The sequence below is a fragment of the Amycolatopsis sp. NPDC003861 genome (assembly GCF_053605405.1).
In genome coordinates, this window is the sequence record NZ_JBSGJD010000140.1 from 1 (window position 1) to 25,116 (window position 25,116).

Sequence of the window (25,116 nt, forward strand, 5' to 3'; positions counted from 1 at the left end):
GGTGCGTCCAACGCACCCAACGCCACATTGGGGCGCTTCAGCGTAGGCACTCGCCGGGGTCGCCGCGGGTCAGGGCCGGGTCCGCCTGGGGGAAGGTGCGCGCCACGCCGGGGCCCGACGACCGGTGCTCGAAGCGGACCGTCACCCGGCCGTGGCCCGCGCCCTGGACCCAGCCGGTGCCGAACTCCTCGTGGACCACGTCGTCGCCCTGGCGCCACTCCGACGGTGGTGCCGCGGGGGACGGCGCCGGGGTGGACGACACCACCGTGGGGGCCGAGGGCGCGGCCAGCGAAAACAGCGCGTCCTGATGCGGCACCGAAAGCCCGCTGTAGGCCACGCCCGCCAGGCGGATGCCGCCGAACTCGGCCGGGTCGATCAGGAGGCGCTCCGCGGTGGCCGACAGCTCGGCGAGGTCGTCCGTGGGCGCGGAGATCGTCTCCGAGCGGGTCACCGTGTGCATGTCCGTGTGCCGGAGCTTGATCACCACCGTCCGCGCCACGCGGCCGGCCTTGACCAGCCGCTGGTGCGCGCCCACCGCGATCCGGCGGACCTCCGCGCGCAACGTCGGGAGGTCCTTGATGTCGGTGTCGAACGTCGTCTCGGCGCTGACCTGCTTGGTCTCGGCGCGGCCGGCCACCGGGCGGTCGTCGGCGCCGGTCGCCAGCCGGCGCAGGTCGCGGCCGATCACGCCGCCGAGCGTCGCCACGGCGTCCGGTTCGGACAGGGCCGCCAGCTGCCCGAGCGTCTGGACGCCGATGAACCGCAGCTTCCCCTCCGCGACCGGGCCGATGCCCCACAGCGCGCGCACCGGCAGCGGCGCCAGGAACTCGCGTTCGGTGCCCTGCGGGACGACCAGCAGCCCGTCCGGTTTGGCCTCGTCGGAGGCGATCTTCGCGATCTGCTTGCCGTTGCCCGCGCCGATCGACGCCACCAGGCCGGTCTCCGCCCGGATCCGCGCCCGCAGCGACGCGCAGAACGCCGTCACCTCGTCGAAGGAAGCGCCGACCAGCGAAGGCGGTTCGGCGAAGGCTTCGTCGAGCGAAATCTTCTCCAGCACCGGCGCGACCTCGGTGACGACCGCGAACACCTCCTGGCTGAGCCGCTCGTAGACGCGGAACCGCGGCGGCACGATCACGCCGTTCGCCGGCAGCAGCCGCCGGGCCTGGGCCATCGGCATCGCCGAACGGATCCCGAACGCCCGGGACTCGTAGCTGGCCCCGGCGACGACGCCGCGGGGCCCGGTCCCGCCGACGAGCACGGGACGGCCGGCCAGCGTCGGGCGGGTGAGCTGCTCGGCCGAGGCGTAGAAGGCGTCCAGGTCGAGGTGGATCACCCAGCGGGCCACGTCAGTCCCCGCCGGTGGCGTCCAGCAGACGGTGCAGCGCCTTGGTGTAGCTCTCGAACGCGGCCCGGCCCGCCGTGGTCAGCCGGACCAGGGTGACCGGCGTGCGGTGCTCGTAGGCCTTGGTGATCTCGACGTACTCGGCGTCCTCGAGCTTGCGCAGGTGGGTCGAGAGGTTGCCGGCCGTCATGTCGAGCAGCTGCTGCAGGCGCGGGAAGGTGATCTGGTCGCCGGGACGCAGCCCGGCGAGGGCGACGGTGACCCGCAGCCGCGCCTGGGCGTGGATGACCGGGTCGAGCTGGGGCAGTTCGCTCATCGGCCGGACTTCTCGCGGACGAAGTAGACGATGGCGGCGAGCAGGAACCCGCCGCCCCCGCAGATCGTGAGCACGAGGAAGTTGTGCGGGTAGCCCACGAGCACGCTCAGCGCGGCCGACACGATCATCCACGCGCCGAGGCCGTACATCAGCTTGTCCTGCCACACCATGCCGCCCGCCAGGTACATCACGCCGGTGAGCAGCAGCCAGGTGCCCGACCACAGCAGCGACACCTGTTCCGACGACAACGACTGGAACTGCGTGATCCGGATGTCGACGACCATCAGCCCGATCGAGGAGAGCGCCCAGCCGTAGCCGTACATCGCGCCGATCGTGCGGGACGGCCCGCGGATCCCGCGGCCGGACCGGATGCTGGTGTAGGTCGTGTAGGCCATCGCGCCCAGGAACAGCAGCGGGACGACGATGGCGCCGGCGACCCAGCCGGGGATCGCGACGCCCGGCTGGACCGTCACGTAGGTGAAGCCCCAGCCGACGATCCAGGCGAAGGCCCAGGCGGCGAGCATCCGCGCCGGGCCCCCGCCCAGTTCCCGGCGCGTCCGCTGGTTCTGCCGGGCGATCAGGTTCAGCGACTCCTCGGCCGACATCGGCTCGTCTTCCACCTGGTTCGCCCTCCTCCCGTGCAGACCCCGCAGCACTGCACGGAAGCTAACACGCATCTAGAGCCGCGCCGTGTCCAGCCGGAACCGGCGCAGCACGACCAGCGCCGGCACCACCAGCCAGCCCAGCAGCACGAGCGCCGCCACGAGCATCCCGCCCTGGTGGGCCAGCGGTTCGAGGCCGACCCGGCCGAGCCAGAACGTCGGGAAGAAGTGCGCCACGGTCGCCATCCAGTCCGGGAGCACCCAGAGCGGGATCCACAGGCCGCCGAGCATGCCCAGCGGCATCATCAGCGCGCCGGTGACGGCGCCGACCGTGTCCCCCTTGCCGAACAGGCCGATGGCCAGGCCCAGCACGGCGAACGGCAGCACGCCCAGCCACAGCGACACCAGCACCAGGCCCCACTGCGCGGCGGTCATCTCGACCCCCGTCGCCAGCCCGGCGAGGAACAGCACCACGAGGACCGGCAGCGCCACGGCCATCGCCGACAGCACCTTGACCACCAGGTAGCCGGGGCCGCGCATCGGCGTGAGCCGCAGCTGCCGCTGCCAGCCGTCGGTGCGTTCCTGCGCCACCCGCGTCCCGGTGAACAGGGCGCCGCCGCTCGCGCCGTACGCGGCCAGGTTGATCATGGTCTGGACGTTCGAGGCCAGGCCGTTCGGGGTCACGAGCTTGCCGAAGATCGAGCCGAACAGCAGGAACATGGCCAGCGGCATGCCGATGGTGAAGATGGTGAACTGCGGGCTGCGGACGATCCGCTTGATCTCCAGGCTCAGGTACGTCGTGTTCACGCGGCGGCCTCCTCGGCGGTCAGCGCCAGGAAGGCTTCTTCGAGGCCCAGCGCGGTGATTTCGATGTCGGACGCCTGCGGGTGCGCCGCGAGCAGGGCGCGGATCGCGGCGTCGGAGTCGGCGCAGGCGAGCTCGGCGCGGCCGCCGCGCAGCTGCACGCTCGTGACGCCGGGCAGGTGCGCGAGGTCCGTGTCGGTCGCGCCGGGCACGACGGCCTTGAGCACCCGGCCGGACACCGCGGCCCGGACCTCGGCGACCGGGCCGTCGGCGACGACGACGCCGTGGCGCATCAGCACGACGCGGTCGGCGTAGTCCTCGGCCTCGGCGAGGTAGTGCGTCGCGAACAGCACGGTCCGGCCGCCGGCGGCGAACTCGCGGATGGCGGCCCAGAACGCGCGCCTGCCGTCGACGTCCATCGCCGCGGTGGGCTCGTCGAGCACGAGCAGCTGCGGGTCGCCGGCCAGGGCCAGGGCGAACCGGACGCGCTGGCGCTCCCCGCCGGACAGCTTGCCGCAGCGGCGTTTCACGAGCTTTTCCAGGCCCGCGCGGGCGATCACCTCGGCGGCGGGCAGCGGGTTCTCGTGCGTCGAGACGATCAGGCCGACGATCTCGCCGACGGTGGCGTCCGGCAGCAGCGCGCCGTTCTGCATCATCGCCCCGACGAGCCCCCGGTCGACGGCGGCGCGCGGGGTGCCGCTCGCGACGGTCACCTCCCCCGCGTCCGGCTTGGTCAGCCCGAGCAGCATGTCGACGGTGGTCGACTTGCCCGCGCCGTTCGGCCCGAGCAGCGCGACGACCTCCCCGCGCGCGACCTCGACGGACACCCCGTCGACCGCCGTGACCTGCCCGAACCGCTTGGTGAGGCCGTGGAGCGCGAACGCCGGTCCCCCAGTCATGGCGTCCTCCTTTCGTGGACTTTGTAGCGCAAAGTTGCTGCGCACTTTGTAACACAAAGTCCACGAGGGTTCAAAGCCCCCGGCGCCGGAAAGCACGAAAACGGGGTGCCGGGCACTGGGCCCGACACCCCGTTTCCGAGGGTTTCCGCAGGTCAGCCGGCGAACCGCCCGGCGACCAGGCCCTGGGTGGCCGCGACGTCGGCCTTGGCCGCCGTCGGTGCCGTCGGAACCGGCTGGGGCAGCGGGGCGCATTCGACGTCGGCCCCGCGGCCCGGCTTGCGGGCCGGAAGGGCGCCCGTCGCCAGGTAGTCCGCGATCTTGTTGTCGACGCAGGCGTTCTGGCGCGGGGTGATCGCGTGGCTGGTGCCGCCCGGCTCGGCGATCAGCGACGCGCCCGGGAAGCGGCTGCGGACCTCGAGGCTGCCCTCGAACGGCGTCGCCGCGTCCAGCGTCTCGTCGATCATCAGCACGCTCGGCACGTCCCGGCCGTCGATCTTCGCCGGCTTTCCGGCCTTCGCGGGCCAATAGACGCAGGGCGCGTTGAACCAGGCGTTCTGCCAAGTGAAGTACGGCGCCTTGGCGAAGGTCTGCCAGTTGTCGCGCCGCCACTGGTTCCAGCTCTGCGGCCACTGGACGTCGGTGCACTGCACGGCGAGGTAGACCGCGTAGCTGTTGTCGTCGCCGCGGCCGCCGAAGGCCTCGAAGAGCGACTTCCAGTTCTGCCAGTCACCCTTGTTCACGAACCGGGACAGCGCGTCGCCCAGCAGCGTCCACCGCAGCTGGTAGTAGCTCGCCTGCTGGATGACGTCGAGGATCTCGTCCGGCCCGATCACGCCGCCGGCCGGGGTGAACGACGTCTTGAGCAGCTGCTCGTTCACCACCCGCTGCACCGCGGCCTGGGTCTTGCCGAGGTGGTAGACGTCGTCGTGCTGGGCGACCCAGCCGAACCAGATCAGGATGTTCCGGTCGAAGGCAACGTCCTGGTTGAGGTTGTCGCCGTACCAGACGCCGCGCGGGTCGACCGTCGAGTCGAGCACCATCCGCCGGACGTTCTGCGGGTACAGCGAGCCGTACACCTCGCCGAGGTAGGTGCCGTAGGAGTAGCCGTAGAAGTTCAGCTGCTTCTGGCCGAGCGCCTTGCGGAGGGAGTCCATGTCCTTGACCGTGTCGGTCGTCTTCATGTTCTCCAGCAGGGCCCGCGAGTTGTTCTTCGCGCAGGCGTCGGCGTACCCCTTGGCGCGGTTCAGCCAGGTCTTCTCCAGCTGCGGGGTGAACGGCACGTACTGCGGCCGGTTGTAGTCCATGTAGTTCTTGTCGCAGCTCAGCGCGGGCTTGCTGGCGCCGACCCCGCGCGGGTCGAAGCCGATCCAGTCGTAGGCGTCGCCGGCGTGGTTCGGGATCCGGGGCCCGCGGGTGGCCAGCAGCAGGCCGGAACCGCCGGGGCCGCCCGGGTTCGTCAGCATGACGCCCTGGTACTGCGCGTCGGGCACCTTGTGCTTGACGCGGCTGACGGCGAGCTGGACCTGCTCCCCGCCCGGCTTGCGGTAGTCGAGCGGCACGCCGAGGTACCCGCATTCGGCGCCGGCGCCGGACAGCGTGGGGTCGGTGCACGGTCCCCAGGCGATCGACGCCGGTTTCGCGTCCGGCGCGGCGCTGGCGGCCGGCGTTGCGTTCGCGGCGGGTGCGGCCACGAGCGCGGACGCCACCACCGCCGCGACGGCGAATACGACACGTCTCACTGATTTCTCCCTTTTCCGGGCGTCTTCCAGCGGGAGAAACCCTAGACCCGGCACGGGCTCCGACGGGACCGTCGAGCACGAACGCCCTACGAAGGGGGGAAATCGGGTGGCGCGGACGTTCCGGGATCCCGTACGGTCGGTTCCATGATCTTCTTCATCCGGCTCCGCCTCGTCTGAGACGGCGTGACCGCCGGGCTCCCCGCCGATCGGGAGAGCCCCTTCACCTGCGCGCCGTCTGGTCTTTCCGGCTTGAAGGAGCACCATGCTGCGCAAACACATCGTCATGGTCGGCTGCACCGCGCCGAGCCACATTTTCCCGTCGCTGGGCGTGATCGCCGAACTGGTCCGCCGCGGGCACCGGGTGTCCTACGTCGTCGGGTCGCCGTTGGCTTCGCTGGTCGCGCCGACGGGCGCCGACGTCGTCGAGCACCCGACGATCTTCCCGCTCGGCGAAGCGGCCGTGTGGCCGGAAGAGCCGGCCGAGGCCATGCGCGTTTTCCTCGACGAAGCCATCGCGATCCACCCCGGCCTGATCGAGCGGTTCGACGGTGACCGGCCGGATCTCGTGCTGTACGACATCGGCGGGCTGGGCGCGCCGCTGCTGGGGCTGCGGTACGGCGTGCCGGCCGTGCAGCTGTCGCCGACGCTGGTGGCGTGGGAGGGTTACGACGAGGAAATGGCGCCGGTGATGGACCCGATCAAGGCGTCACCGTCCGGTGTGGACTATGCGGCCACGTTGGCGGAGTGGCTGGCGTCCCACGGGGTTTCCGCGGATCCCTGGGAGTGGCTCGGGCACCCGGCGCGGGTGCTTTCGCTGATTCCCCGGGCGATGCAGCCGTCGGCGGACCGGGTGGGATCGCACGTGCGGTTCGTCGGGCCGTGCCTGGATCCGGCGCGGCTGGCCGACCGTTCGTGGACCCCGCCGTCGTCGGGACGTCCGGTGCTGCTCGTGTCGTTCGGGACGGCGTTCAACGACCAGCTTCCGGTGTACCGGGCGTGCGTCGAGGCGTTCGCCGAGGACTGGCACGTGGTGATGTCGATCGGGAAGCACGTCTCGCCGGCGTCGCTGGGGCCGCTGCCGCCGTCGGTGGAGGTGCACGAGAGCGTGCCGCAGCTGGCGGTGCTGGAGGCGGCGTCGGCGTTCATCACGCACGCGGGGATGGGCGGAGCGACGGAAGCGCTGTGGTTCGGCGTCCCGACGGTGGCGATTCCCCAGGCGGCGGACCAGTTCGGCAACGCGGCCCAGCTGGAGGCGCTGGGCGTGGGCCGCCACCTGCCGGCCACCGAGGTGACGGCTTCATCGCTGCGGGAGGCGGTGGACGAGGTGTCGTCGTCGGCTTCGGTGGCGGCGAGGTTGGCGGAGTTGAAGGCGGAGATCCGGGGTCACGGTGGGGTTTCCTTCGCCGCGGATGCGGTGGAGTCCTATCTGAAGTAGATCTTCTCGGCAGCGCCGTCGCTCTCGGCGGCCGCCACCGGCTCGGTGGCGGCCGTCTCGGGCCCGGGGGCAGGGGTCGGGTCCGTGGGTCTCGGTCGCGATCAGCAGGGCGTGGCGGCTAGCCATGGCGGCGGACGAAAGCGTCGATCAGCTGCTGGCGCTCGGCCGTCGTCGCCCGCTCCAGCTCGACCGTGTCGCCGTCGATCGTCACCTTGATCTTGTGCCGGCCCGCCTGGCGGCCCAGCCATTCGCGCAACGTCTCGACCAGGCCGGGGAACACGCCGCCCGCCGCGCTGAACGCCACCATCAACGATCCGACCGTCACCGGGTCCGCGGCCTTCGCGCCCGGGGGGAGCTCGCCCGGCACCGGCTGCACGTCCACGTCCAGGCCGCCCAGCTCGGCGCGCAGGCGGCGGGCGAGCAGGTCGAACTCTTCGGCGTCCGCCTCGCCGTCCGCTTCGAGCCGGACCAGGGCCCGGGTGTCCGATTCGGTCATGCGCGCCATGGTCCGCCCGGAACGCGCGGGTGGCAAGCGGCCGATCAGGCGCGGATCTCGTTGAGGTAGTTGTAGATCGTGTAGCGGGTGACGTCGAGGCGGCCGGCCAGGTGGTCGACCGCGTCCTTGATGAGGAAATAACCGGCTTCGTCGAGCTCCCGCACCACGGCCGCCTTGTGGCGCTTCTTCATCAGGTCCACCGGGATGCCCGCCTTCGTCACCGCCCGGTCCACGAGGAACCGCTGCAGGCTGTCGACGTCCGGTGGGAAAGTCTCCGGCTCGCCGTTGCCGCCCGGCGCCGCGGCCTCCTCGACGCTGTTGACGCACAGGCAGCCGACCGCGACCCCGTCGGCGTCGCGCAGGAACAGCGTCGAGGAGCGGATCGGCCGCCCGTCCGGGCCGTGCGTGCGGTAGTTCGTCAGGTCCTGGGTGGTGCCGCGGCGGACCAGGCCGAGCAGCAGGTCGGTCATCGGGCCGCCGACGCTGCGGCCGGTGAGGTCGCCGGCGATGGCGATGATCGAGTCCGGCAGCCGGCTCAGGTCGTGCAGCAGGACTTCGTTGCCCGGGCCGAGCATCGCCGCGAGGCCCGGGATGGCCGGCACCAGCGCGGTGAGCACGTCGTGCGTGGTCGCCCCGGCGGCCGGGACCACCAGGGGTTCGCGCGGCCGCGTCAACGTCTCCAGCGCGGAGCGCAGCAGGTCCGCGGCCGCCGCCGGGGTCGAGGCGTGCGGTGACAGCCGGACGTGCTCGGGGCGCACGGTCGCCGCGATCCCGGCGTTCGCCAAAGCCGCCCCGACCTGCTCGGCGGGGTGGCCGGGCAGGGTGAACGCCAGGATCCCCGCGCGGCGGTCGACCGCCGAGACGACTTCGGCGCCACAGGAGGCCAGCACCTCTTCGAAGGAGGCCAGCCGCTCGGCGATCCGCGCCGCGATGGCACCGACACCGGCTTCTTCGACCAGCTCGAGGGCCTCGGCGAACGCGCCGGAGGTGATCGGGCTGAGGTTGGAGATCGACCAGGCCTGGGCGGTCGCGTCCGGCGGGTGGATCTCGTCGTCGAACAGGCCCGGGTCGCGCGCGCCGGTCCAGCCGGACAGCACCGGGTCCATCCGGTCCAGCGCGCGGTCGGACAGCACCGCGAAGCCGGTCCCCCAGCCCGCGCGCAGCCACTTCTGCCCGCCGACGACCAGGACGTCGGCGACCTCCCACGGCTCCTCGACGACGCCGAAGCCCTGGATGCCGTCGACGACCAGCAGCCGGTCGCCGACGACCTCGCGCAGCGCGGCGAGGTCGGCGCGGTAGCCGGTGCGGAAGTCGACCGCGCTGACGCTGACCGTCGTGATCTCCGGCGTCAGCGCCGCCGCGACCCGCTCGGGCGTCACGTATCCGCTGGTCAGCCGGCGCACGCGCAGCCGCCCGGCCTGCTCGGCCCGAGACCACGGGTAGGTGTTGGCCGGGAACTCCGAAGCGGACACGAGCACCTCGCCGGTGCTGTGGAAGGCGGCCTGGAACAGGCCGAGGCTGGTGTTGGGCAGCAGCACGGTGTGGTCGGTGTCCGAGCCGGACAGCCGCGCGGCGGCGGCCTTGGCCCGGACCTCCTGCCGCATCAGCTCGTCCACAGTGGACGGCCCGGCCGTGGTGGCCTGGTCGAGCAGGGCGGCCGTCGTGTCGAGCACCGCGTGCGAGGGCGGGCCGAACCGGGCGAAGTCGAGGTAGCCGGCGGGCTCGTCGAACTGGAGCAGGTAGCGGGGCGAAATCCTCCTCACGCGAGGATCCTCGCCAGGAACTGCCGGGTGCGGTCGTGCTTCGGCGCGCTCAGGACCTCCGAGGGCGGCCCGGTCTCGACGACGGCGCCGTCGGCCAGGAACACCACCTCGTCGGCGGCCTCCGCGGCGAAGCTCATCTCGTGCGTCACGACGACCATCGTCATCCCCTCCCCCGCCAACGTACTCATCACTTCCAGCACTTCACCGACCAGCTCCGGGTCGAGGGCCGACGTCGGCTCGTCGAACAGCATCAGCTTCGGCTTCATCGCCAGCGACCGCGCGATCGCCACGCGCTGCTGCTGGCCGCCGGACAGCTGCGCCGGGTAGGCGTCGGCCCGGTGCGCCAGCCCGACCCGGTCGAGCAGCCCGAGGCCCTGCTTGCGGGCGTCTTCGGGACGCAGCCCGAGGACCCGGATCGGTCCTTCGACGACGTTCTCCAGGGCCGTCCGGTGCGCGAAGAGGTTGAACCGCTGGAACACCATGCCGATGTCACGCCGCTGGCGCGCCACCTCGCGTTCGCGCAGCTCGTACAGCTTGCCGCCGCGCTGCCGGAAGCCGATCGGCTCGCCGTCGACCCAGATCTGGCCGGCGTCGATGGTCTCGAGGTGGTTGATGCAGCGCAGGAACGTGCTCTTCCCGGCACCGGACGGGCCGAGCAGGCAGACGACCTGTCCCTTGTGGACGTCCAGGTCGATGCCGCCGAGGACTTCGGTGTGGCCGTAGGACTTCCGGACGCCGACGGCGCGCAGCAGGGGTTCAGACACGGGCACTCCTCACCAGCGGCACGCCGCGCAGCGCCTTGCCCGCGCGGGCGAGCGGGCCGCGGTCGCCCTGGCCGAAGGCGCGTTCCAGGTAGTGCTGGCCGACGCCGGCGACGGTCACCACGACCATGTACCAGACGGCCGCGGCCAGCAGCGTCTCCATCACCAGGAGGTTGTTGGACGAGATGTTGTTAGCCGCGTGGATCAGCTCGGTCACGCCGATCACCGACGCCATCGACGTGCCCTTGAGCATGTTGATGAAGTCGTTGCCGGTCGGCGGGATGATCACGCGCATGGCCTGCGGCAGCACGACCCGGCGCAGCGTCGCGGCCGGCGTCATGCCGATCGACTTCGCCGCCTCGGTCTGGCCGCTGTCGACGCTGTTCAGGCCGGCCCGGACGATTTCGGCCATGTACGCGCTTTCGTTGAGCGCCAGGCCGAGGAACGCGGCGGTGAACGCGCTGATCAGGACGTTCGTCTGCGCGTGGACGAGGAACGGGATGTCGATGACCGGGAAGACGAGCGCCAGGTTGTACCAGAGCAGGATCTGCAGCAGCACCGGAAGGCCGCGGAAGATCCAGATGTAGCCGGCGGCGAACCAGCGGGCGACCGGATTGGCGCTGCGGCGCAGCAGGGCGATGACGATGCCGAGCACGATCGCGACGGCCTGGGACAGCACGGCGAGGACGACGGTGTTGAGCAGGCCGGTCGCCATCACCTTGTAGAAGACGAAGTCCGGGACCTGGTTCCACTCGATCTGCGCGTTGCCGAGGGCGATGCTCAGCAGGACGAGCAGCGCGATGATGATCGCGGCGGCGACCCAGCGGCCCCAGTGGCGGAGCCGGACGATCGGGAGCGGTTCAGGAGCCGCCACCTCAGGATCCACCATTGACCGCGGCCTCCTTGATCGCGCCCTGCTCGACGCCCCAGGCCTGCAGGATCTTGCCGTAGGTGCCGTCGGCGATCAGGGCCTGGAGCGCCTTCTGCACGGAGTCGCGCAGCGCGGTGTTGGCCTTGTTGACGCCGATGCCGTACGGGCCGCCGTCGATCGGCTCGCCCGGGACGACCTCGAAGAACTTGCCGTCACCGGCCGTCCGCGAGATGTAGACGGCGCTGGGGAGGTCGTTGAGGATCGCCTGCACACGGCCGGTGCGCAGCTGGTTCTGGTTCTGGTTGTCGCTGTCGGTCGCGGTGACGTTCACGGCGGGCTTCCCGGCCTGCGTGCACTTCGTGCTCTGCTCGGCGGCGAACTTCTGGTGGCTGGTGCCCTGCACGACGGCGACGTTCTTGCCGCAGAGGGTGTCCGGGCCGGTGATGCCGTCGGGGTTGCCCTTGCGGATCATGATCGTGATGCCGGAGGTGAAGTAGTCGACGAAGTCGATCTGGGCCTGACGCGCCTTGGTGTCGTTCATGCCGGCCATGGTGAGGTCGATGCGGCCGGACTGGAGGCTGGTGATGAGCGAGCCGAACGCCATGTCCTGGTGCGTGACGGCGACGCCGAGCTTGGCCGCGATGGCCTTCGCGAGGTCGACCTCGTAGCCGATCGGGGTCTTGCCGTCGGCGGCGTAGAAGTTGTTGGGCGCGGACTGCAGGTTCGAGGCCAGGTGCAGGCCGGCCTGCTTGACGGTGTCCGGGAGAGCGGTGTTGAGCTGGGCGTCCTTCTGGACGCCCTGGACGATCGCCGCGGTGTCCGGGATGCCGGACGCGGGCGCGCCGGCGGCCTGCGACGTCCCGCCCGCGCCGTCCGGGCCGCCACCACAAGCCGTCACCAGCACGGCGACGCTCGCCAGCAACACCGCCTGCACGGTACGAGAACGGGACATAACGGACCTCCACTGTTCGGCTGGCTGGCACGCTACAACTCGTTGTTGAAGCGGTCAACTGCCTGTTGAAATCCTGGCCGGTGCTAGCTTCGCGGACATGAGCCTGCGGATCGGCATCCTGGGGGCGGCTCGCATCGCGCCCGCGGCCTTGGTCAAGCCTGCTGCTGCTGTGTCCCCGGTGTCCGTGACCGCGGTCGCGGCCCGGTCCCCGGAGCGCGCGCAAGCGTTTGCGTCCAGGCACGGGATCCCCCGGGTGGTTGCCTCGTACGAGGACCTCCTGGCGGATCCGGACATCGACGCGGTGTACAACCCGCTGCCGAACGGCCTGCACGGCCGCTGGACACGAGCGGCGTTGGCGGCGGGAAAACACGTCCTGTGCGAGAAGCCGTTCACGGCGAACGCGGCCGAGGCCCGGGAGATCGCCGAGCTGGCTTCGGCGTCGGACCGGGTGGTGATGGAGGCGTTCCACTACCGGTACCACCCGCTGGCCCTGCGGGTGGAGGAGCTCGTGGCCTCGGGCGAGCTGGGTTCGCTGCAACGGGTCGAGACGGCGGTGTGTTTCCCGCTGCCGAAGCTCTCGGACATCCGCTACGACTACGGACTGGCGGGCGGGGCCACGATGGACGCGGGCTGCTACGCGGTCCACATGGCACGCCTGTTCGGTGGCGAGACGCCGAAGGTGGTGTCGGCCACGGCTCGGCTGCGGTCGCCGCAGGTGGACCGCGCGATGACGGCGGAGCTGGCGTACCCCTCGGGCCACACGGGCCGGATCAAGTGCTCGATGTGGTCGTCATCGGTGCTGAAGATCAGCGCGTCGGTGACGGGTTCCCGTGGGTCGATCCGGGTGGTGAACCCGCTGATGCCCCAGGCGTACCACCGCTTCACGGTGGAGATCGACGGGGTGAAGCGCACGGAGAAGTTCCCCCGCCGGGCGACCTACGCGTACCAGCTGGACGCGTTCGCGGCGGCAGTCCTGGAGGGCGCACCGGTGAAGACCTCGGCGGCCGACGCGGTCGAGACGATGACCGTGATCGACGAGATCTACCGGGCCGCGGGACTGCCGCCGCGCGAGCCGAGCTAGGCGGCCACGTAGTTACCGCTCAAAATCAACAGCACCTGAACCGTGATCCCGGTCCCGTAGTAGTCCGTCGCATCCGGCGACCAGGACGAAACCGCCGTCCACAGCTTGTCCAGCCACGCCTGGCTACCCGGGTCCGTCATCGCCGCCACCGCGAACGGGGCCGTGAAGCAGGGGTGCTGCCCGCTCTCCGTCTTCGATCCCGACAGCGAATACCCGCTCTGGATCTTCGACGGGTCACCGCCCGTCGCCGACTTGATCCACGTGTTCATCTTGCGGACCTGGCCCGCCGCCGCGCTTCCGGAAACCGAAATCGCGTCTGCGCCCAGGCGCCACGGGTCGCGGCAGGCGTTCCAGCTGTACTTGCCGTCGTACGGTCCCTCCAGGAAGTCCGCCGGTGCCGGCTTGGGCGTCGAGTTCGTGTTGACCACGAAGTCCGGCAGCAGTCCCGTGTTCGGCGCGTACGACGACTGCAGCTGGGTCACCGCCGTCTCCGAACGGGTGCGGACCGACGTCCAGAAGCTGTCCCCCGTCGCCGCCGCGAAGGCGCGGAGGTGGCCCGGCATCCAGTCCGACGAACGGGAGCTGTTCTTGTACTCCGCGTCGTTGCCCCAGTCGCCCAGCAAGGTGAACTTCGTGGTGCCGTTGACCTCGCTCTTCTTGATCGCGTTGATGATCCGGACGGCTTCGGCCTTGTAATTGACCGCGCCGCCGCTGCCCCACTTCTTGTCCGCGATCAGCAGGCCGTAGGCGATCTCGAGGTCGCCGTCGGTGGCCGAGTCGCTGCCGTTGACGCTCTTGCAGTTCGAGTCCTGCTCGGCCGCGTGGAGGTCCTTGTTGTTGACCGACGGGTGCGCCTTCACGAACTTCAGGATCCCGTCGACGATTGCGCGGGCCTGCGGGTCCTTCTCCGCCATCATCGCCGCGATCGTCATGCCGTACCCCTCGCCCTCGGCGACGAAGGAGTGGTCGGCGTCCTTGGACAGCACCGCGTACGTACCGCTGCCGCACTTGGTGGTCAGGAAGTTCTTCTTCCAGAATTCGTAGTACTTCTGCAGGGCCGCGTCCTGCGTGGCCTGCGAGACCGACGGCCGCAGCGTTCCCGGCACGTACGGCGTGCCGGCCGCGGACGCGGACGTGGGCACGCTCAGCAGCCCCGCGGCCAGCGCGGCCGAAACCACCGCCGCCCGGACGACTCTCTTCATGGCTCCTCCGTAAAGAAATCGTTGGCTGCGGCGAGGTGATTCGAAGCGTGACAGAAGGTTCAAGACCAGGTCAAGAGTGTTAGGAAACTTTCCTTACTATTACCCTGCGTGGATCCGCACGCGCCCCGCCCACCCGGACGGACTAGCGTGGACGTCATGACGATCGACCTCGACGGCCGCGGGCCGGACTTCCGCGCGTTCTGGACCGAGCGCCACCTGGCCACGCTGACCACGGTCCGGCCGGACGGCACGCCGCACGTCGTCGCGGTCGGCGTCACCGTCGACTTCGAGGCCGGCCTCGCCCGGGTGATCACCTTCGCCCCGTCGGTCAAGGCCCGGCTCGTGCGCGCCGCGGGCGCGGACGGGATCCCGGTCGCGGTCTGCCAGCTCGACGGCCCGCGCTGGTCCACTTTGGAGGGACGCGCGGTGCTGCGCGAAGACCCGGAATCGGTGCGCGACGCCGAAAACCGGTACGCCGCCCGCTACCGGCAGCCCAAGCCGAACCCGCAGCGGGTGGTCATCGAGATCACCGTCACCCGCGTGCTCGGCAACGCCTGATCCGCAGACTTCGCAGCGAACCCGAACCCAGCTCTAACCGCCGCCCGCGCGGGAGTGCACCAGCCGGGTGTACTCGGCGAGCAGGTCCGTCAGCTCGCCGTGCTCCCCCGCCGACGCGAGCTGCTGGTGCCCCACCAGCATCGCCATCCCGAGTGACGTCAGCGTCCGGGCCAGCGCCCGGTCGCCGACGATCCCCTCGACCGCCTTGCCGACCGTCCGCAGCCGGGCGTCGTCGACGCGCTTCTGCGCCGCGCGCACGGTTTCGTCGTTCCGCGCCCACGCGCGGATGGCGGCTTCGGCCTCGTGCGGCAGCCCGAGGGTGAGGTCCATCAGCGCCGCGAAGTCGGCCGCCGGCCCGCCGGTGCCGAAATGGCGCTCGCGCAGGATGCGCACCTGGCGGTTCTCCCAGTGGTCCAGCAGCTGCGCCACGAAACCCGGCCAGCCGCCGAAGTGGTGGTAGAACGACCCGCTCGTGACGCCGAGGCCGCGGCACAGCGCGCCGACGTTCAGCTCGGTGAACCCGTGCCGCGCCAGCACGTCCAGCGCGGCCTCGAAGTAGCGGTGCCGGGTGACCGGCGGCATCAGACGTTCCGGTCCCGGTCCCGCCAGTAGGGTTCCCGCAGCGAACGCTTGAGGATCTTGCCGGTGGCGTTGCGCGGCAACGCGGCCACGACGTCGACGCTGCGCGGGCACTTGTAGTGGGCCAGCCGCTCGCGGCAGAACTCCACGATCTTCTCGGCGTCGAGCTGGTCGCCGGCCACGACGGCCTTGACCTGCTCGCCCCAGCGGTCGTCCGGGATGCCGATCACGGCTACCTCGGCGACGCCGGGGAACTCCGCCACCACGCGCTCGACCTCGGGCGAGTAGACGTTCTCACCGCCGGTGATGATCATGTCCTTGACGCGGTCCTCGAGGAACAGGAACCCGCCGTCGTCCAGGCGCCCGACGTCACCGGTGCGGACCCAGCCGTCCACCATGGTCTCCGCGGTCGCTTCGGGCTTGCCGAGGTAGCCCGCCATCCGCTGCTCGGTGCGCACCCACACCTCGCCGACTCCGGCGTCCTCGGCCGTGACCGGGTCGACGATCCGGAGGTCCACTCCGGACAGTGCGGTGCCCGCCGAGGCCAGCCGCTCGGGGCGGGACGCGTCGCGGTGCGCCTCCGGGTCGAGGGCGGTGACCGCGCCGGACAGCTCGGTCATGCCGTAGACCTGGGCGAACTTGACGTCCGGCCAGGCGGCGAGCACCGTGCGCAGCAACGGGAGCGGCATCGGTGAGGCGCCGTAGCAGAGGTACTTCAGCCGCGAGAACGCCTGGAGCGCGGCCTCGCCGGCCTGCGCGATCCCGGCCACGACGGCGGGCACCAGGAAGGCGTGCGTGATCCCGGCCTGCAGGGCCGCGAACAGCGACGCCGCGTCCGGCTCGCGGGTCAGGTACGACGGCTCGCCGTACAGGAATCCGGAAACGGCGTAACAGCTGCCGCCGACGTGGAACAGCGGCATCGCGACCAGGTTGACGTCGCCCGGGCCGATCGGGAACGCGGTCCCGGCGGCCAGGCCGTGCGCGAGGACGCTGCGGTGGGTCAGCACGGCGCCCTTCGGGAAACCGGTGGTGCCGCTGGTGTACATGACGAGGACGCCGTCGCCGGGGTCGACGTCGCTTCCGCCGTGCGGCGCGGCGGAGGTCAGGAAGGCCTCGTACTCGTCGGCGGCCCCGCCGACGACGATCACCCGTTCCACCGCGGGCAGCCGGTCGCGGATCGCGTCGAGGGCGGCCCGCAGTTCGGCGCCGACGAAGACGACCTTCGCACCCGCGTCCGCGAGGACGTAGGCGAGTTCGTCACCGGACAGCCGCCAGTTCACCACGGCGTTGGCGGCACCGAGCCCGGCCGCCGCGAAGGTCGTCTCCAGGCAGGCGGGGTGGTTCTTGTCGACGAAGGCGACCCGGTCGCCCCGGGCCACGCCGGCGGCCGCGAGGGCGCCGGACAGCCGCCGGACCCGCTCGTCGAACTCCGCCCAGGTCCACGTCCGGTCGCCGAAGATCAGCGCGGGGTCCGAGGGGCGCTCGCGCGCCCAGTGCGCGAGGAGCTCGCCGAACAACCGGATCCGGGGGCGGACGTCTTCGGGCATGGGAGTTCCCTTCGGGCCGGCGCTGGACCACGGAACGCGCTGTGTCATCGGCCACAGTGGCCATAGACCGCTCTATGGTGCGCTGCGGCGCCACGGCCGTCAATGCTCGCCAGGAGTTCACCCGCAAGCAGCGAATGCGGTGAACCGGTCAGGCGAAGAGCGAAAGCAGTCCTTCGGCCGACCGCACCACCACGTGCGCCGCGGTTCGTTCGGCGTGGGGGCGGTCCGGGCGCTCGGCCTCGTGCCGCCAGCGCCGCAGGGCGTCGAGGCCGGACTCGTAGATCTCGTTCGGGTCCGCGTCCGGTTCCAGGCCCAGCCGGTCGGCCGGGGCCGTGCCCTGGGCGCCCAGCAGCCGGACCGCTTCCTCGGCGGGCTCCCCCGACAACGCCGTGCGGCCGCCGCGGATGTCGGCGATCAGGCGCAGCTCCCGGAAATCGTGCGCGGCCGCGGCGAACCGCTCCACCCGGGACACCAGCCGGTCGCCGCCCGGGCGGGGCTGGGCGGCCAGCAAGGCTTCCAGCCGGATGATCGCCGTGCGGGCCCGCAGTGCCTCGGCTCGCGCCACGAAACACCCGGCCAGGGTGTCGCGCAGCTCGCCCAACCCGCTGCGGCGCACCAATTCCGCCGAGAGCTTGATGCGGTCGTCGCAGCCGGTGCGGATCAAGGTGAGGGCCAGCCGGACGCCGAACATGCCGAACCGCACCACCAGCGACCGGCGCGTCTCGACCGGGATCGGGCCCGGGAACGCCGGATCGGTGAACGAATCCACCGACAGCACGTGCCGTTCCAGCTCCTCGCGCGGCACCGCGGCGAACGCCGCCAGCAAGTCGAACTCGTCGTCGCGCAACGAACGGCCGCCGTAGGCGAGCTGCCCGGCGACGGCGATCACGCCCAGGAACCCGGTGCACAGCGGGTCTTCCCGCCACGCGCGCCGCGCGAGCTGCTTCGCGGTGAGCAGCGCGTCGATCCGGCCCGCGCCGACCTCGTCGGCCCGCGACAGCACCAGCACCGAGTTCACCGCGCTCTGCCGCGCGAACGGCGAGCCGCCCGGCGGGTGCGCCGCCGCGAGCTCGTCCGGCTCGAGGTGGCGGACCAAGCGGACCGTCGCGTCCGGGACGTCGTCGGCCGGACCGGGGTCGTCGAGCAGCACCAAGTCACGCAGCGCGCGCGTCGGCCATTCGCCCAGCGCGGCGGCGAGCGTCGTCTTCCCCGACGACGGCGCGCCGGTGAACGCGACGCGCAGCGGCTGCTCCAGCCGGTTGAGGCAGTCGTGCAGCAGCGCCGACGCCCGCGGGTCGTCCCGGTAGAGCCCGGCCGCGGCGTGCAGCAGGTCGCGGACGTCCTGGGTCACGCCGAGAGCTCCCGCCGCGGCTGCCGTCCGGCGATCGTGCCGAGCTCGCCCGCGCGCTGGTGCAGCCCGGCGAGCCGGTCGATCTCGCGGCGGATGTGCCCGGTCCGCCGCTCGCGCTCGGCGGTGCCGGCCAGGATCGTCTCGCGTTCGCGCGTCAGCTCGTCGGCGAGTTCCTCGGCCAGCCCGGTGAAGTGGTCGCGCAGGCGCCGCTGCACGACGCGGATCGCGTCGCGGCATTCCTTGCCGAACCGCAGGAAGACGTCGTCGACGTGCCGCTGCGCCGCCTGCTTGGCGACGGCCTGCCGCCGCTGCAGCCGCATCCCGCCCTCGTCCTTGATCGTCTTCGCGGCGAACGCGGCACCGGCGCCGAGCGAGACCGGGTTGATCAGCGGCAGCCCGGCGAGGCTGGTGACCAGGCCGAACATCAGCACGCCACCGTAGGACCCGCGCAGGCCGGTGAACGCCTGCTGGCCGATCTTGAACTTCTCGATCTTCGGGCGGCCGACCTCGTCGAGTTGCTCCACGCCGGAGCCGTCGAGCCGCAGGTCGGGCAGGGCCCGGTCGTACTGGGCGCCGAAGCACGCCGCGACCGCCTGCGCGATCCACTCCGCCCGGTCGGCCAGCCACGCGTAGTTGACGTCGACCGCCTCGGCCAGCGCGTTGTCCAGCCAGGGCGCGAATTCGTCCCACACCTTCGCCGGGTCGCCTTCGTCGAAGGTCCGGTCGATCGTGGAGACGATCTTGCGCGTCCGCTCGCGCAGGTCGTACTCGGCGTCGGACAGCAGGTCGGTGATTTCGTCGGACAGCAGGTTCTGCCACCGGGTGTTCTGCCGGCGCAGGTCGTCCGCGCGGCGCTGGGCCCGCTGCAGCAGCGCGGCCTGGCCGAGCCCGGCGTCCTGCCCGGCGGCGTCGATGCGATCACGCAGCGACTCCACCAGCTCGGCGGCCGCGGCGCGCACCCCGACGGCGGCGAGCAGCGCGCGGGACTGCTCGGGCGGACGTGCGGCCTGCTCGGCGATCCAGGCGAGCAGCTCCGGAAAACCCGAGCGGGCGTTGAGTTCCGCGTCACCGGTTTTCGCGGCGGCTTGGCGCACCACGGCCGAAACGGGCAACACGGGCGCGTCGATCCCGGCCTCGCCGAGCATCGCGCGGTTGCGTTCGGCGACCGCGCGCCACCCGGGACTGGCGTCGATCTTCGTGAGCGCCAGCACGACGTGCGGGCACCAGGTGCGGACGTGCCGCGCCAGCGCGAGTTCGGCGGCCGTCAGCGGCGCCGTCGCGTCGGAAACGAGGATCACCGCGTCGGCTTCGGCGAGCATGTCGAGCGCGGCGGCGGTGCGCGGAGACCGCGGGTCACCGACCGGCGGGGTGTCGACCAGGACGAGGCCGGCCGAGAGGAGTTCGCGGGGCACGCCGACCTCGACGCGGCTGAGCGTGCCGGCGGGCCGGGCGCCGAGTTCGCCGGTGAGCCGTTCGACCGCGACGGGGATCCGTTCGCGGGACCGGCCGACCAGGGTCGCGGCGGGTTCGGGCGAGTAGGCGATTTCGGTGGGGACGGCGGGGGTCGCGGCGTCGCCGACCGCGCACACCGGCGCGTTCAGCACGGCGTTGAGCAGGTACCCCTTGCCCTGTTTGGGAAAACCGAGCACGCCGAGCCGGGTCTGCCCGGGCGGGGCGTCCCGGCGTCTGCGCAGGCGCTCGGCGAGATCGGCGCGGCCGTGCGTGCGGCACGCGTCCAGCGTCTCGTTGAGCACTTCGAGCCAAGCCGGTGCGGTCACGATGGTCGAGTGTCCCCGGTTCACTCCCCGTACGCACACCGGGTGCCCGTCCCGCGGCTGCACCCAGACCGCGGGACGGGCACCGGTGACCGGTTCGGGGATCAGTGCCCGAGGTGGAGGTCGTTGCCCGAGGCGATGTCGCCGAGGTGCAGGTTGCCCAGCGCGTTGTGGCTGATGTCCGAGACATCGGACACGACGTCGTGGACGGCCGTGGCGTTGCCGGAAGCCAGCTCGCCGACGTTGCCGACCGGGTTGTGGTCGACGTTGATGCCGGTGGCGGAGGTCACGGTGTTGGTGACGTCACCGAGGCCGTGGACGGCGTTGGAGACCTCGCCGGTGACGTGCTTGACGTCGATGTCGCCCGCGCCCTTGAGGATGCCGGAGAAGTCGCCGACGTTGCCGACGTTGCCGAGCGAGCCGGTCACGTGGTCGACCGTGCCGGTGACGGCGCCGGTCGCGAGGCCGGTGACGTCGTGCGCCTGGTAGTCGACGTGGGCGCCGAGGTCCTTGACGTCGTAGACGGCCGAGCCGGCGGCCGAAACGGCCTGCGGGACCACGCCGGTGTTCGGGTCGGTCAGGTAGCCCGGCGCCGCGGTCAGGTTCGACAGGGCCTGCGAGTCCAGGCCGTGGGCCAGGTCGCCGCCGAGGACGGCACCGGTCACGTTGCCGGCCAGCGCGCTCGCGTTGGCGGCGTTGGTCACCTCGTTGACGACCGGCAGGGAGCCGACGCCGCCGACGGCGGGCAGGTCGCCCACGACCGGGAGCTCGCCGACACCCAGGTCGCCGACGCCCGGCAGGCCCGAGGTGGCCGGCAGGCCGAGGCCCGCGGTGAGGGCGGTGAGCTGGTCGATCGCGCCCTGGATGCCCGGGGCGTCGGTGCCGACCGGGGACAGGTCGCCGACGACGGGGAGGCCGCCCACGGCCGGGAGGCTGTCGACCGGCACGTAGTCGAGCACCAGCGGCAGGACCTCGTGCACGTCGGCGGCGCTGACGTCGCCGAGACCGGCGGCAGCGAGGGCGCCCTGCGGGTCCGTCCCGAAGGCCGCCAGCGCGGTCGGGTCGTTGAGCAGGTTCAGGGCGAAGTCGTGCAAGGTCTGCACGGATTCCATGGAAGTTCTCCTGGTCCGGTGGTTCGGGGGACGGCAGCGACCGCAGGGACCGCTGCTCCGTGATCAAGGTAGGGAGACCGTCCCCCAACGCACATCGGGGATCACTCCGAGTCGCGGGCCAGTCAGCCGATAGGGGATCGATATGTCATCGTTAGGGAGTTAGGGGCTCATCCGAGACGCGCTCAGTTGGGTTAAATCCCTCCAGACCCTTGCCTGACTAACCCGTTTGGGTGAGGATGCCCCGAACCCTAGGGGGATTCCGTGCCCCCGATCGGCCGCCACGAGGTGAGGAGGAAAGCGCCGTTGCCCTACGTCCTCGGGATCGATGTGGCCCAGGGCCGGACCCACGCCGCGACCTGCCGCCGACAGGGCCCCGGCTGGGGCGAGCCCGAACCCCTCTGGCTGGGTGAACGCTCCCCGGCCGCCGCGTCCGCGCTGTTCCTCGACGACGAGGGGTACCTGCTCACCGGCGACGCCGCCGCGCAGGCCGGCGCCCAGGTCCCGTCCCGGCTGCTGACCGGCTTCCACCGGCGGATCGGCGACGACGTGCCGATGCTCGTCGAAGGCGAGCCGTTCCCGCCCGAGACGCTGACCACCGTCCTCGTCGAAGGGATCGCCGAACACGCGGCGAACCTGTTCGGCGGACCCCCGCAGCACCTGGTGCTGACCCACCCCGGCGACTGGGGCGGCTACCGCCGTGACGTGCTGCGCCGGGCGCTGGCCGACTCCGGGTTCACCGCGGTGACGCTGGTCCCCGGCTCGGTCGCCGCGCTCGGCGCGCACCTGCCCCTCCCCGGGCCCGGTGCCCAGGTCGCCGGGGTCTGCGAGTTCGGCACCGACGGCGTGAACGTGACGCTCGCGACCGCGAGCGGCGCCAGTGGCTGGCAGCCCGGCCAGAGCGCCGAGGGCGTGGCCCCGGCGGCCGCGTTGAGCACGCTGTTCGCGCTCGCCGGAGCGGCCTCGACGTCCCCCAAGGGGCTCGCCGGGGTGGTGTTCTGCGGCGATGTCCCGCCGCACGCGCTGCCGGCCCGGCCGCCGTGCCCGGTGTTCGCGGGACCGGTTCCGCCGGCGACCGCCGCGCTCGGCGCGGCTGCCCTCGCGGCCCTGCGCGCCGACCACCGCGGCACCCCGCAGGAACCCCCCGCCGTCGAAACCACCTTGCTCCCCAAGGTGGACACGCTCGGTGAGCTCGGCGAGCGGCCGCCCCGGCCGCCGGTCGAGATCACGCCGTTCGAGCTGCCCGAGCGCACCGGCCCGCTCAGCCTGTTCAAGCGGCGGCGGCCCCTCGCCGCCGCGGTCCTGGTGCTCGCCGCGGCGGTCTCGGCCGTGGTGATCACCGTCACCGCCCGCGAAGCCACCGCCGGTCCCTCTCCGTCCCCCACCCATTGCGTCCCCGCCGGGGAAGGTCACTGTTGAACACTCTGCTCACGCAGGTTCCCTCGCCGCACACCGTTCCGGTGCACCCGGCGGCGCGGCAGCTGCTCGACCGCGTCGCCGCCGAACCGGCCGCTCCCCTGCGCCTGGCCGTCGTCGCTCCCGGCGGGTACGGCAAGAGCGTGCTGCTCACCGCGCTCGACCGCCGCTACCGCGAGGCCGGCGTCGAGGCCGTGCTGGTCGACGACGCCGACCGGCTCGGCCCGGACCAGCTCGAAGACCTGCTCGCCGGCGCGGACGGCCCGATCGTCGTCGCGCACCGGCCGGCCGCGGTGGCGCCCGGCTGGACGCTGCTGCAGCTCGGCCCGCTCGGCGTCGAAGACGTGGCGCGGCTGATGTCCGCGGTGACGGGTGCGCCCGCCGACCCCGCGGCCGCCGCCGAGCTGCACGCGCGCAGCGGCGGGGTGCCACGGCTGGCCGAACGCGCGCTGCGGGGGCGGCTGGAGGAGTTCCGGCCCGAGCTCGACGAGCTCGACGACGACGTCCTCCGCTACCTGATCGCGGCCGAGGCCGGCGCCGGGCGCAACCTGGACCTGCTGTGCGCGCTGCTCGACCGGCGGCCCGACCAGCTGCCCGCCATCGTCGAGGGCGCCCGCGCCACCGGCCTGCTGGCCCCCGACGACACGCTGCTGCCGCTGGCCGCGGCCGCCGTCCGCGACTTCGGGCCACCCGCGCGCCGGCTCACGACGGTGCAGCGGCTGGTCGAACTGCAGCTGGCGAACGGCCTCCCGGTGCTCGACCTGGCCCGCTCCCTGCTCGGCACGGGCAGCTCGGGAGCGTCCGCGGCGGCCGCGTTCGCCGCGGCAGCAGCGGAAGCGCTGCCGTCCGACGCGCGCTTGGCGACGCAGTTGTTCGAGGCCGCTGCCGAAGCGGGCGACCGCTCGGCGGCCGTCACGGCGGGCTGGGCGCGCGCGGCCGCGTTGTCCGGCGACCTCGACACGGCGTTGCGGCTCGGCGACGGGATGCTCGGCGCGGCCGACGCGGAAACCCGGGCGGCGGGCGCGGAAATCGCGGCGACCGTACTGGCGCACCGCGGCGAACTGGCCCGCAGCGCCGAGCTGTACCACTGGGCGGGCCGCGCCGACGCGTTCTCGGCGACGGCCCTGGTCGGCACCGGCGACCTCGAGGGCGCCCGGCGGCTGCTCGACTCCCCCACGCCGGGCGTCGCGCCGACGCTGTTCGCCGGCGCGGCCACCCGGATGGCCCGCGGCATCGTGGATTCGGTGTCCGGTTGCGCGACGGAGACGTTGTCGACGCTGCTGGGCGCGGCCACGATGCTGGAGCCCGCGCTGGGCGGCACGCTGCTGCCGGACAGCCCGGCCGCGCTGGCCGCGCTCGTCGCCCTGCACACGGGCGAGCTGGCGCTGGCGGAGTCCGTGCTGAGCAGGGCGCTAGACGGCGGCACCGGCGGCGATCTCCTGGCCGCGCGCCACCGGTTGCTGCTGGGCTGGGTCGCGATGACGGCGGGCGACCTGGCGACGGCGGCCGAACACCGCGACGCCGTCGCGGGCCGTTCCCTGGAGGCGCGCGACGAGCTGTTCTTCGCCACCTTGGAACTCGGCCTGGCGCGCCGGGCGAGCGACCTCGTCGGCCTGCAGCGGTCGTGGAACCGGGCGTACCAGGCGTCGATGCGGCAGCAGACGGACCTGTTCACGTTGCTGCCGCTGGGTGAGCTGGCGATCGCGGCGGCCCGCACCGGCGCGTTCGCCAAGCTGTCCGGCCAGTTCGAGCGCGCCCACGGCCTCCTGGCCCGGCTGGGCGAGCCTCCACTGTGGACGGTCTCCCTGGTGTGGCACGAGCTGCACGCGGCGATCACCCTGGAGGACGCGGACGCGGTCAAGGCCCACCTGGCGACGCTGACCACCCACGCCCACTGCGGCCGCCACCCCCGCGCCCTGGCCACGGCGGCCCAGGGCTGGCTGGCGGTCCTCGGCGGAAGTTTCGACCCGGACGCCATCACGGCGGCGGCGGCCGAGCTGCACGACCTGGGGCTGCGCTGGGACGCGGCCCGCCTGGCCGGCCAGGCGGCGATCCGCACGTCCGACCGCAAGGCGATGGTCCAGCTCCTCGAGGCGGCCCGCCAGTTCCAGGGAACGGCGGCCCGCCGCGACCCGGGAGCACCATCGGAACCGGCGGCCGGGACGGGCTTGGCGGCGTTGAGCGAGCGCGAGCTGGAGGTGGCCCGCCTGGTCGTCGAGGGGCTGACGTACAAGCAGGCGGGCAGCAAGCTGTTCATTTCGGGCAAGACGGTGGAGCACCACATGGCCCGCATCCGCGGCAAGCTGGGAGCGGCGGACCGGCGCGAGCTGCTGGCAACGCTGCGGGAGCTGCTGTCCAGGCCCGACGCGACTTAGGTCGCCGCGCCCGGCGGATCGCCGGCAGGCTGCCCTCCCCGCCCCGGGCAGGGTTCCGGCAAAGTCGTTTGTGCTGGTCATGTGGTGATTCCGAAGAGTGTGAGTGGCCGGGTGGGGTTTCGGGCCATCCGGCGCAGGCCTGG

22 protein-coding genes are annotated in these 25,116 nt (G+C 72.3%); 5 read left to right on the plus strand and 17 right to left on the minus strand.

Annotated features, from left to right (window positions below):
* Positions 1 to 37: 37 nt before the first annotated feature.
* The 6 genes from ACWEVN_RS29575 to ACWEVN_RS29600 form a co-directional block, all read right to left on the minus strand.
* Entirely contained in the window at positions 38 to 1,345 is a 1,308-nt protein-coding gene (locus ACWEVN_RS29575; RefSeq protein ID WP_452053472.1) for a DNA polymerase IV, read from the minus strand.
* Position 1,346: 1 nt separating this feature from the next.
* A complete protein-coding gene (locus ACWEVN_RS29580; RefSeq protein ID WP_449687461.1) occupies positions 1,347 to 1,658 on the minus strand; it encodes a transcriptional regulator in 312 nt (103 codons plus the stop codon).
* Complete coding sequence (locus ACWEVN_RS29585) at positions 1,655 to 2,278, minus strand: hypothetical protein (protein ID WP_449687460.1); 624 nt, start codon at positions 2,276 to 2,278, stop codon at positions 1,655 to 1,657. Before ACWEVN_RS29585 ends, ACWEVN_RS29580 begins: the two co-directional genes overlap by 4 nt.
* A gap of 57 nt (positions 2,279 to 2,335) precedes the next feature.
* The gene (locus ACWEVN_RS29590) at positions 2,336 to 3,067 is read right to left on the minus strand and encodes an ABC transporter permease (protein ID WP_449680327.1); all 732 of its coding nucleotides are present in this window, start codon (positions 3,065 to 3,067) and stop codon (positions 2,336 to 2,338) included.
* The gene (locus ACWEVN_RS29595) at positions 3,064 to 3,963 is read right to left on the minus strand and encodes an ABC transporter ATP-binding protein (RefSeq protein ID WP_452053473.1); all 900 of its coding nucleotides are present in this window, start codon (positions 3,961 to 3,963) and stop codon (positions 3,064 to 3,066) included. Before ACWEVN_RS29595 ends, ACWEVN_RS29590 begins: the two co-directional genes overlap by 4 nt.
* Positions 3,964 to 4,115: 152 nt before the next feature.
* Positions 4,116 to 5,702: an alpha/beta hydrolase gene (locus ACWEVN_RS29600; RefSeq protein ID WP_452053474.1), complete on the minus strand. Its 1,587-nt coding sequence runs from the start codon at positions 5,700 to 5,702 to the stop codon at positions 4,116 to 4,118.
* A 262-nt stretch (positions 5,703 to 5,964) separates the two neighbouring features.
* On the opposite strand from ACWEVN_RS29600, the gene ACWEVN_RS29605 reads away from it, so the two are divergent.
* Positions 5,965 to 7,137, plus strand: a complete 1,173-nt coding sequence (locus tag ACWEVN_RS29605; RefSeq protein ID WP_452053475.1) for a macrolide family glycosyltransferase — start codon at positions 5,965 to 5,967, stop codon at positions 7,135 to 7,137.
* A gap of 118 nt (positions 7,138 to 7,255) precedes the next feature.
* Here the strand turns inward: ACWEVN_RS29605 and ACWEVN_RS29610 are convergent, their stop codons facing one another.
* Genes ACWEVN_RS29610 through ACWEVN_RS29630 form a run of 5 tightly spaced genes read right to left on the minus strand, consistent with a single transcriptional unit; the run spans position 7,256 to position 11,980 of the window.
* Positions 7,256 to 7,633, minus strand: a complete 378-nt coding sequence (locus ACWEVN_RS29610) for an effector-associated constant component EACC1 (RefSeq protein ID WP_449687455.1) — start codon at positions 7,631 to 7,633, stop codon at positions 7,256 to 7,258.
* A gap of 44 nt (positions 7,634 to 7,677) precedes the next feature.
* Complete coding sequence (locus ACWEVN_RS29615; protein ID WP_452053476.1) at positions 7,678 to 9,396, minus strand: aminotransferase class V-fold PLP-dependent enzyme; 1,719 nt, start codon at positions 9,394 to 9,396, stop codon at positions 7,678 to 7,680.
* The gene (locus tag ACWEVN_RS29620) at positions 9,393 to 10,160 is read right to left on the minus strand and encodes an amino acid ABC transporter ATP-binding protein (RefSeq protein WP_452053477.1); all 768 of its coding nucleotides are present in this window, start codon (positions 10,158 to 10,160) and stop codon (positions 9,393 to 9,395) included. Before ACWEVN_RS29620 ends, ACWEVN_RS29615 begins: the two co-directional genes overlap by 4 nt.
* On the minus strand, positions 10,153 to 11,031 hold the full coding sequence (locus ACWEVN_RS29625; RefSeq protein WP_452053486.1) for an amino acid ABC transporter permease: 879 nt from the start codon (positions 11,029 to 11,031) through the stop codon (positions 10,153 to 10,155). The genes ACWEVN_RS29620 and ACWEVN_RS29625 overlap by 8 nt, the downstream gene beginning before the upstream one ends.
* A gap of 1 nt (position 11,032) precedes the next feature.
* Positions 11,033 to 11,980, minus strand: a complete 948-nt coding sequence (locus tag ACWEVN_RS29630; protein WP_452053478.1) for an ABC transporter substrate-binding protein — start codon at positions 11,978 to 11,980, stop codon at positions 11,033 to 11,035.
* A gap of 97 nt (positions 11,981 to 12,077) precedes the next feature.
* On the opposite strand from ACWEVN_RS29630, the gene ACWEVN_RS29635 reads away from it, so the two are divergent.
* Positions 12,078 to 13,061 (plus strand): Gfo/Idh/MocA family protein, encoded by a 984-nt coding sequence (locus ACWEVN_RS29635; RefSeq protein ID WP_452053479.1) that lies wholly within the window; start codon positions 12,078 to 12,080, stop codon positions 13,059 to 13,061.
* On the opposite strand, the gene ACWEVN_RS29640 is transcribed toward ACWEVN_RS29635, so the two are convergent.
* On the minus strand, positions 13,058 to 14,263 hold the full coding sequence (locus ACWEVN_RS29640) for a glycosyl hydrolase family 8 (RefSeq protein ID WP_452053480.1): 1,206 nt from the start codon (positions 14,261 to 14,263) through the stop codon (positions 13,058 to 13,060). The genes ACWEVN_RS29635 and ACWEVN_RS29640 overlap by 4 nt on opposite strands.
* Before the next feature lie 156 nt (positions 14,264 to 14,419).
* Here ACWEVN_RS29640 and ACWEVN_RS29645 point away from each other — a divergent pair, with 156 nt between their 5' ends.
* Positions 14,420 to 14,821 (plus strand): PPOX class F420-dependent oxidoreductase, encoded by a 402-nt coding sequence (locus ACWEVN_RS29645; RefSeq protein ID WP_310976018.1) that lies wholly within the window; start codon positions 14,420 to 14,422, stop codon positions 14,819 to 14,821.
* Positions 14,822 to 14,854: 33 nt separating this feature from the next.
* On the opposite strand, the gene ACWEVN_RS29650 is transcribed toward ACWEVN_RS29645, so the two are convergent.
* The 5 genes from ACWEVN_RS29650 to ACWEVN_RS29670 all read right to left on the minus strand — a co-directional run bounded on the left by ACWEVN_RS29650 (position 14,855) and on the right by ACWEVN_RS29670 (position 21,185).
* Positions 14,855 to 15,403 (minus strand): TetR/AcrR family transcriptional regulator, encoded by a 549-nt coding sequence (locus ACWEVN_RS29650; RefSeq protein ID WP_449687448.1) that lies wholly within the window; start codon positions 15,401 to 15,403, stop codon positions 14,855 to 14,857.
* The gene (locus ACWEVN_RS29655; RefSeq protein ID WP_452053481.1) at positions 15,403 to 16,947 is read right to left on the minus strand and encodes an acyl-CoA synthetase; all 1,545 of its coding nucleotides are present in this window, start codon (positions 16,945 to 16,947) and stop codon (positions 15,403 to 15,405) included. Before ACWEVN_RS29655 ends, ACWEVN_RS29650 begins: the two co-directional genes overlap by 1 nt.
* Before the next feature lie 148 nt (positions 16,948 to 17,095).
* Positions 17,096 to 18,298 carry a GTPase gene (locus tag ACWEVN_RS29660; protein ID WP_452053482.1) on the minus strand — a complete coding sequence of 401 codons (1,203 nt, stop codon included), beginning with the start codon at positions 18,296 to 18,298 and terminating at the stop codon, positions 17,096 to 17,098.
* On the minus strand, positions 18,295 to 20,076 hold the full coding sequence (locus ACWEVN_RS29665) for a dynamin family protein (protein ID WP_452053483.1): 1,782 nt from the start codon (positions 20,074 to 20,076) through the stop codon (positions 18,295 to 18,297). The genes ACWEVN_RS29660 and ACWEVN_RS29665 overlap by 4 nt, the downstream gene beginning before the upstream one ends.
* A gap of 101 nt (positions 20,077 to 20,177) precedes the next feature.
* The gene (locus tag ACWEVN_RS29670; RefSeq protein WP_452053484.1) at positions 20,178 to 21,185 is read right to left on the minus strand and encodes an IniB N-terminal domain-containing protein; all 1,008 of its coding nucleotides are present in this window, start codon (positions 21,183 to 21,185) and stop codon (positions 20,178 to 20,180) included.
* 303 nt (positions 21,186 to 21,488) lie between these two features.
* Between ACWEVN_RS29670 and ACWEVN_RS29675 the strand changes: the two genes are divergently transcribed.
* Positions 21,489 to 22,601 carry an Hsp70 family protein gene (locus tag ACWEVN_RS29675; protein WP_310976011.1) on the plus strand — a complete coding sequence of 371 codons (1,113 nt, stop codon included), beginning with the start codon at positions 21,489 to 21,491 and terminating at the stop codon, positions 22,599 to 22,601.
* The gene (locus tag ACWEVN_RS29680; RefSeq protein WP_452053485.1) at positions 22,598 to 24,973 is read left to right on the plus strand and encodes a LuxR C-terminal-related transcriptional regulator; all 2,376 of its coding nucleotides are present in this window, start codon (positions 22,598 to 22,600) and stop codon (positions 24,971 to 24,973) included. Before ACWEVN_RS29675 ends, ACWEVN_RS29680 begins: the two co-directional genes overlap by 4 nt.
* The last annotated feature ends 143 nt before the right edge of the window (positions 24,974 to 25,116 follow it).

Bases quoted from the DNA above. Each gene is read 5' to 3' on its own strand.
- ACWEVN_RS29640 (WP_452053480.1), bottom strand. From the start codon at position 14,263: ATGAAGAGAGTCGTCCGGGCGGCGGTGGTTTCGGCCGCGCTGGCCGCG.
- ACWEVN_RS29630 (WP_452053478.1), bottom strand. From the start codon at position 11,980: ATGTCCCGTTCTCGTACCGTGCAGGCGGTGTTGCTGGCGAGCGTCGCC.
- ACWEVN_RS29580 (WP_449687461.1), bottom strand. From the start codon at position 1,658: ATGAGCGAACTGCCCCAGCTCGACCCGGTCATCCACGCCCAGGCGCGG.
- ACWEVN_RS29635 (WP_452053479.1), top strand. From the start codon at position 12,078: ATGAGCCTGCGGATCGGCATCCTGGGGGCGGCTCGCATCGCGCCCGCG.
- ACWEVN_RS29650 (WP_449687448.1), bottom strand. From the start codon at position 15,403: ATGCCGCCGGTCACCCGGCACCGCTACTTCGAGGCCGCGCTGGACGTG.
- ACWEVN_RS29605 (WP_452053475.1), top strand. From the start codon at position 5,965: ATGCTGCGCAAACACATCGTCATGGTCGGCTGCACCGCGCCGAGCCAC.
- ACWEVN_RS29670 (WP_452053484.1), bottom strand. From the start codon at position 21,185: ATGGAATCCGTGCAGACCTTGCACGACTTCGCCCTGAACCTGCTCAAC.
- ACWEVN_RS29595 (WP_452053473.1), bottom strand. From the start codon at position 3,963: ATGACTGGGGGACCGGCGTTCGCGCTCCACGGCCTCACCAAGCGGTTC.
- ACWEVN_RS29610 (WP_449687455.1), bottom strand. From the start codon at position 7,633: ATGACCGAATCGGACACCCGGGCCCTGGTCCGGCTCGAAGCGGACGGC.
- ACWEVN_RS29655 (WP_452053481.1), bottom strand. From the start codon at position 16,947: ATGCCCGAAGACGTCCGCCCCCGGATCCGGTTGTTCGGCGAGCTCCTC.
- ACWEVN_RS29645 (WP_310976018.1), top strand. From the start codon at position 14,420: ATGACGATCGACCTCGACGGCCGCGGGCCGGACTTCCGCGCGTTCTGG.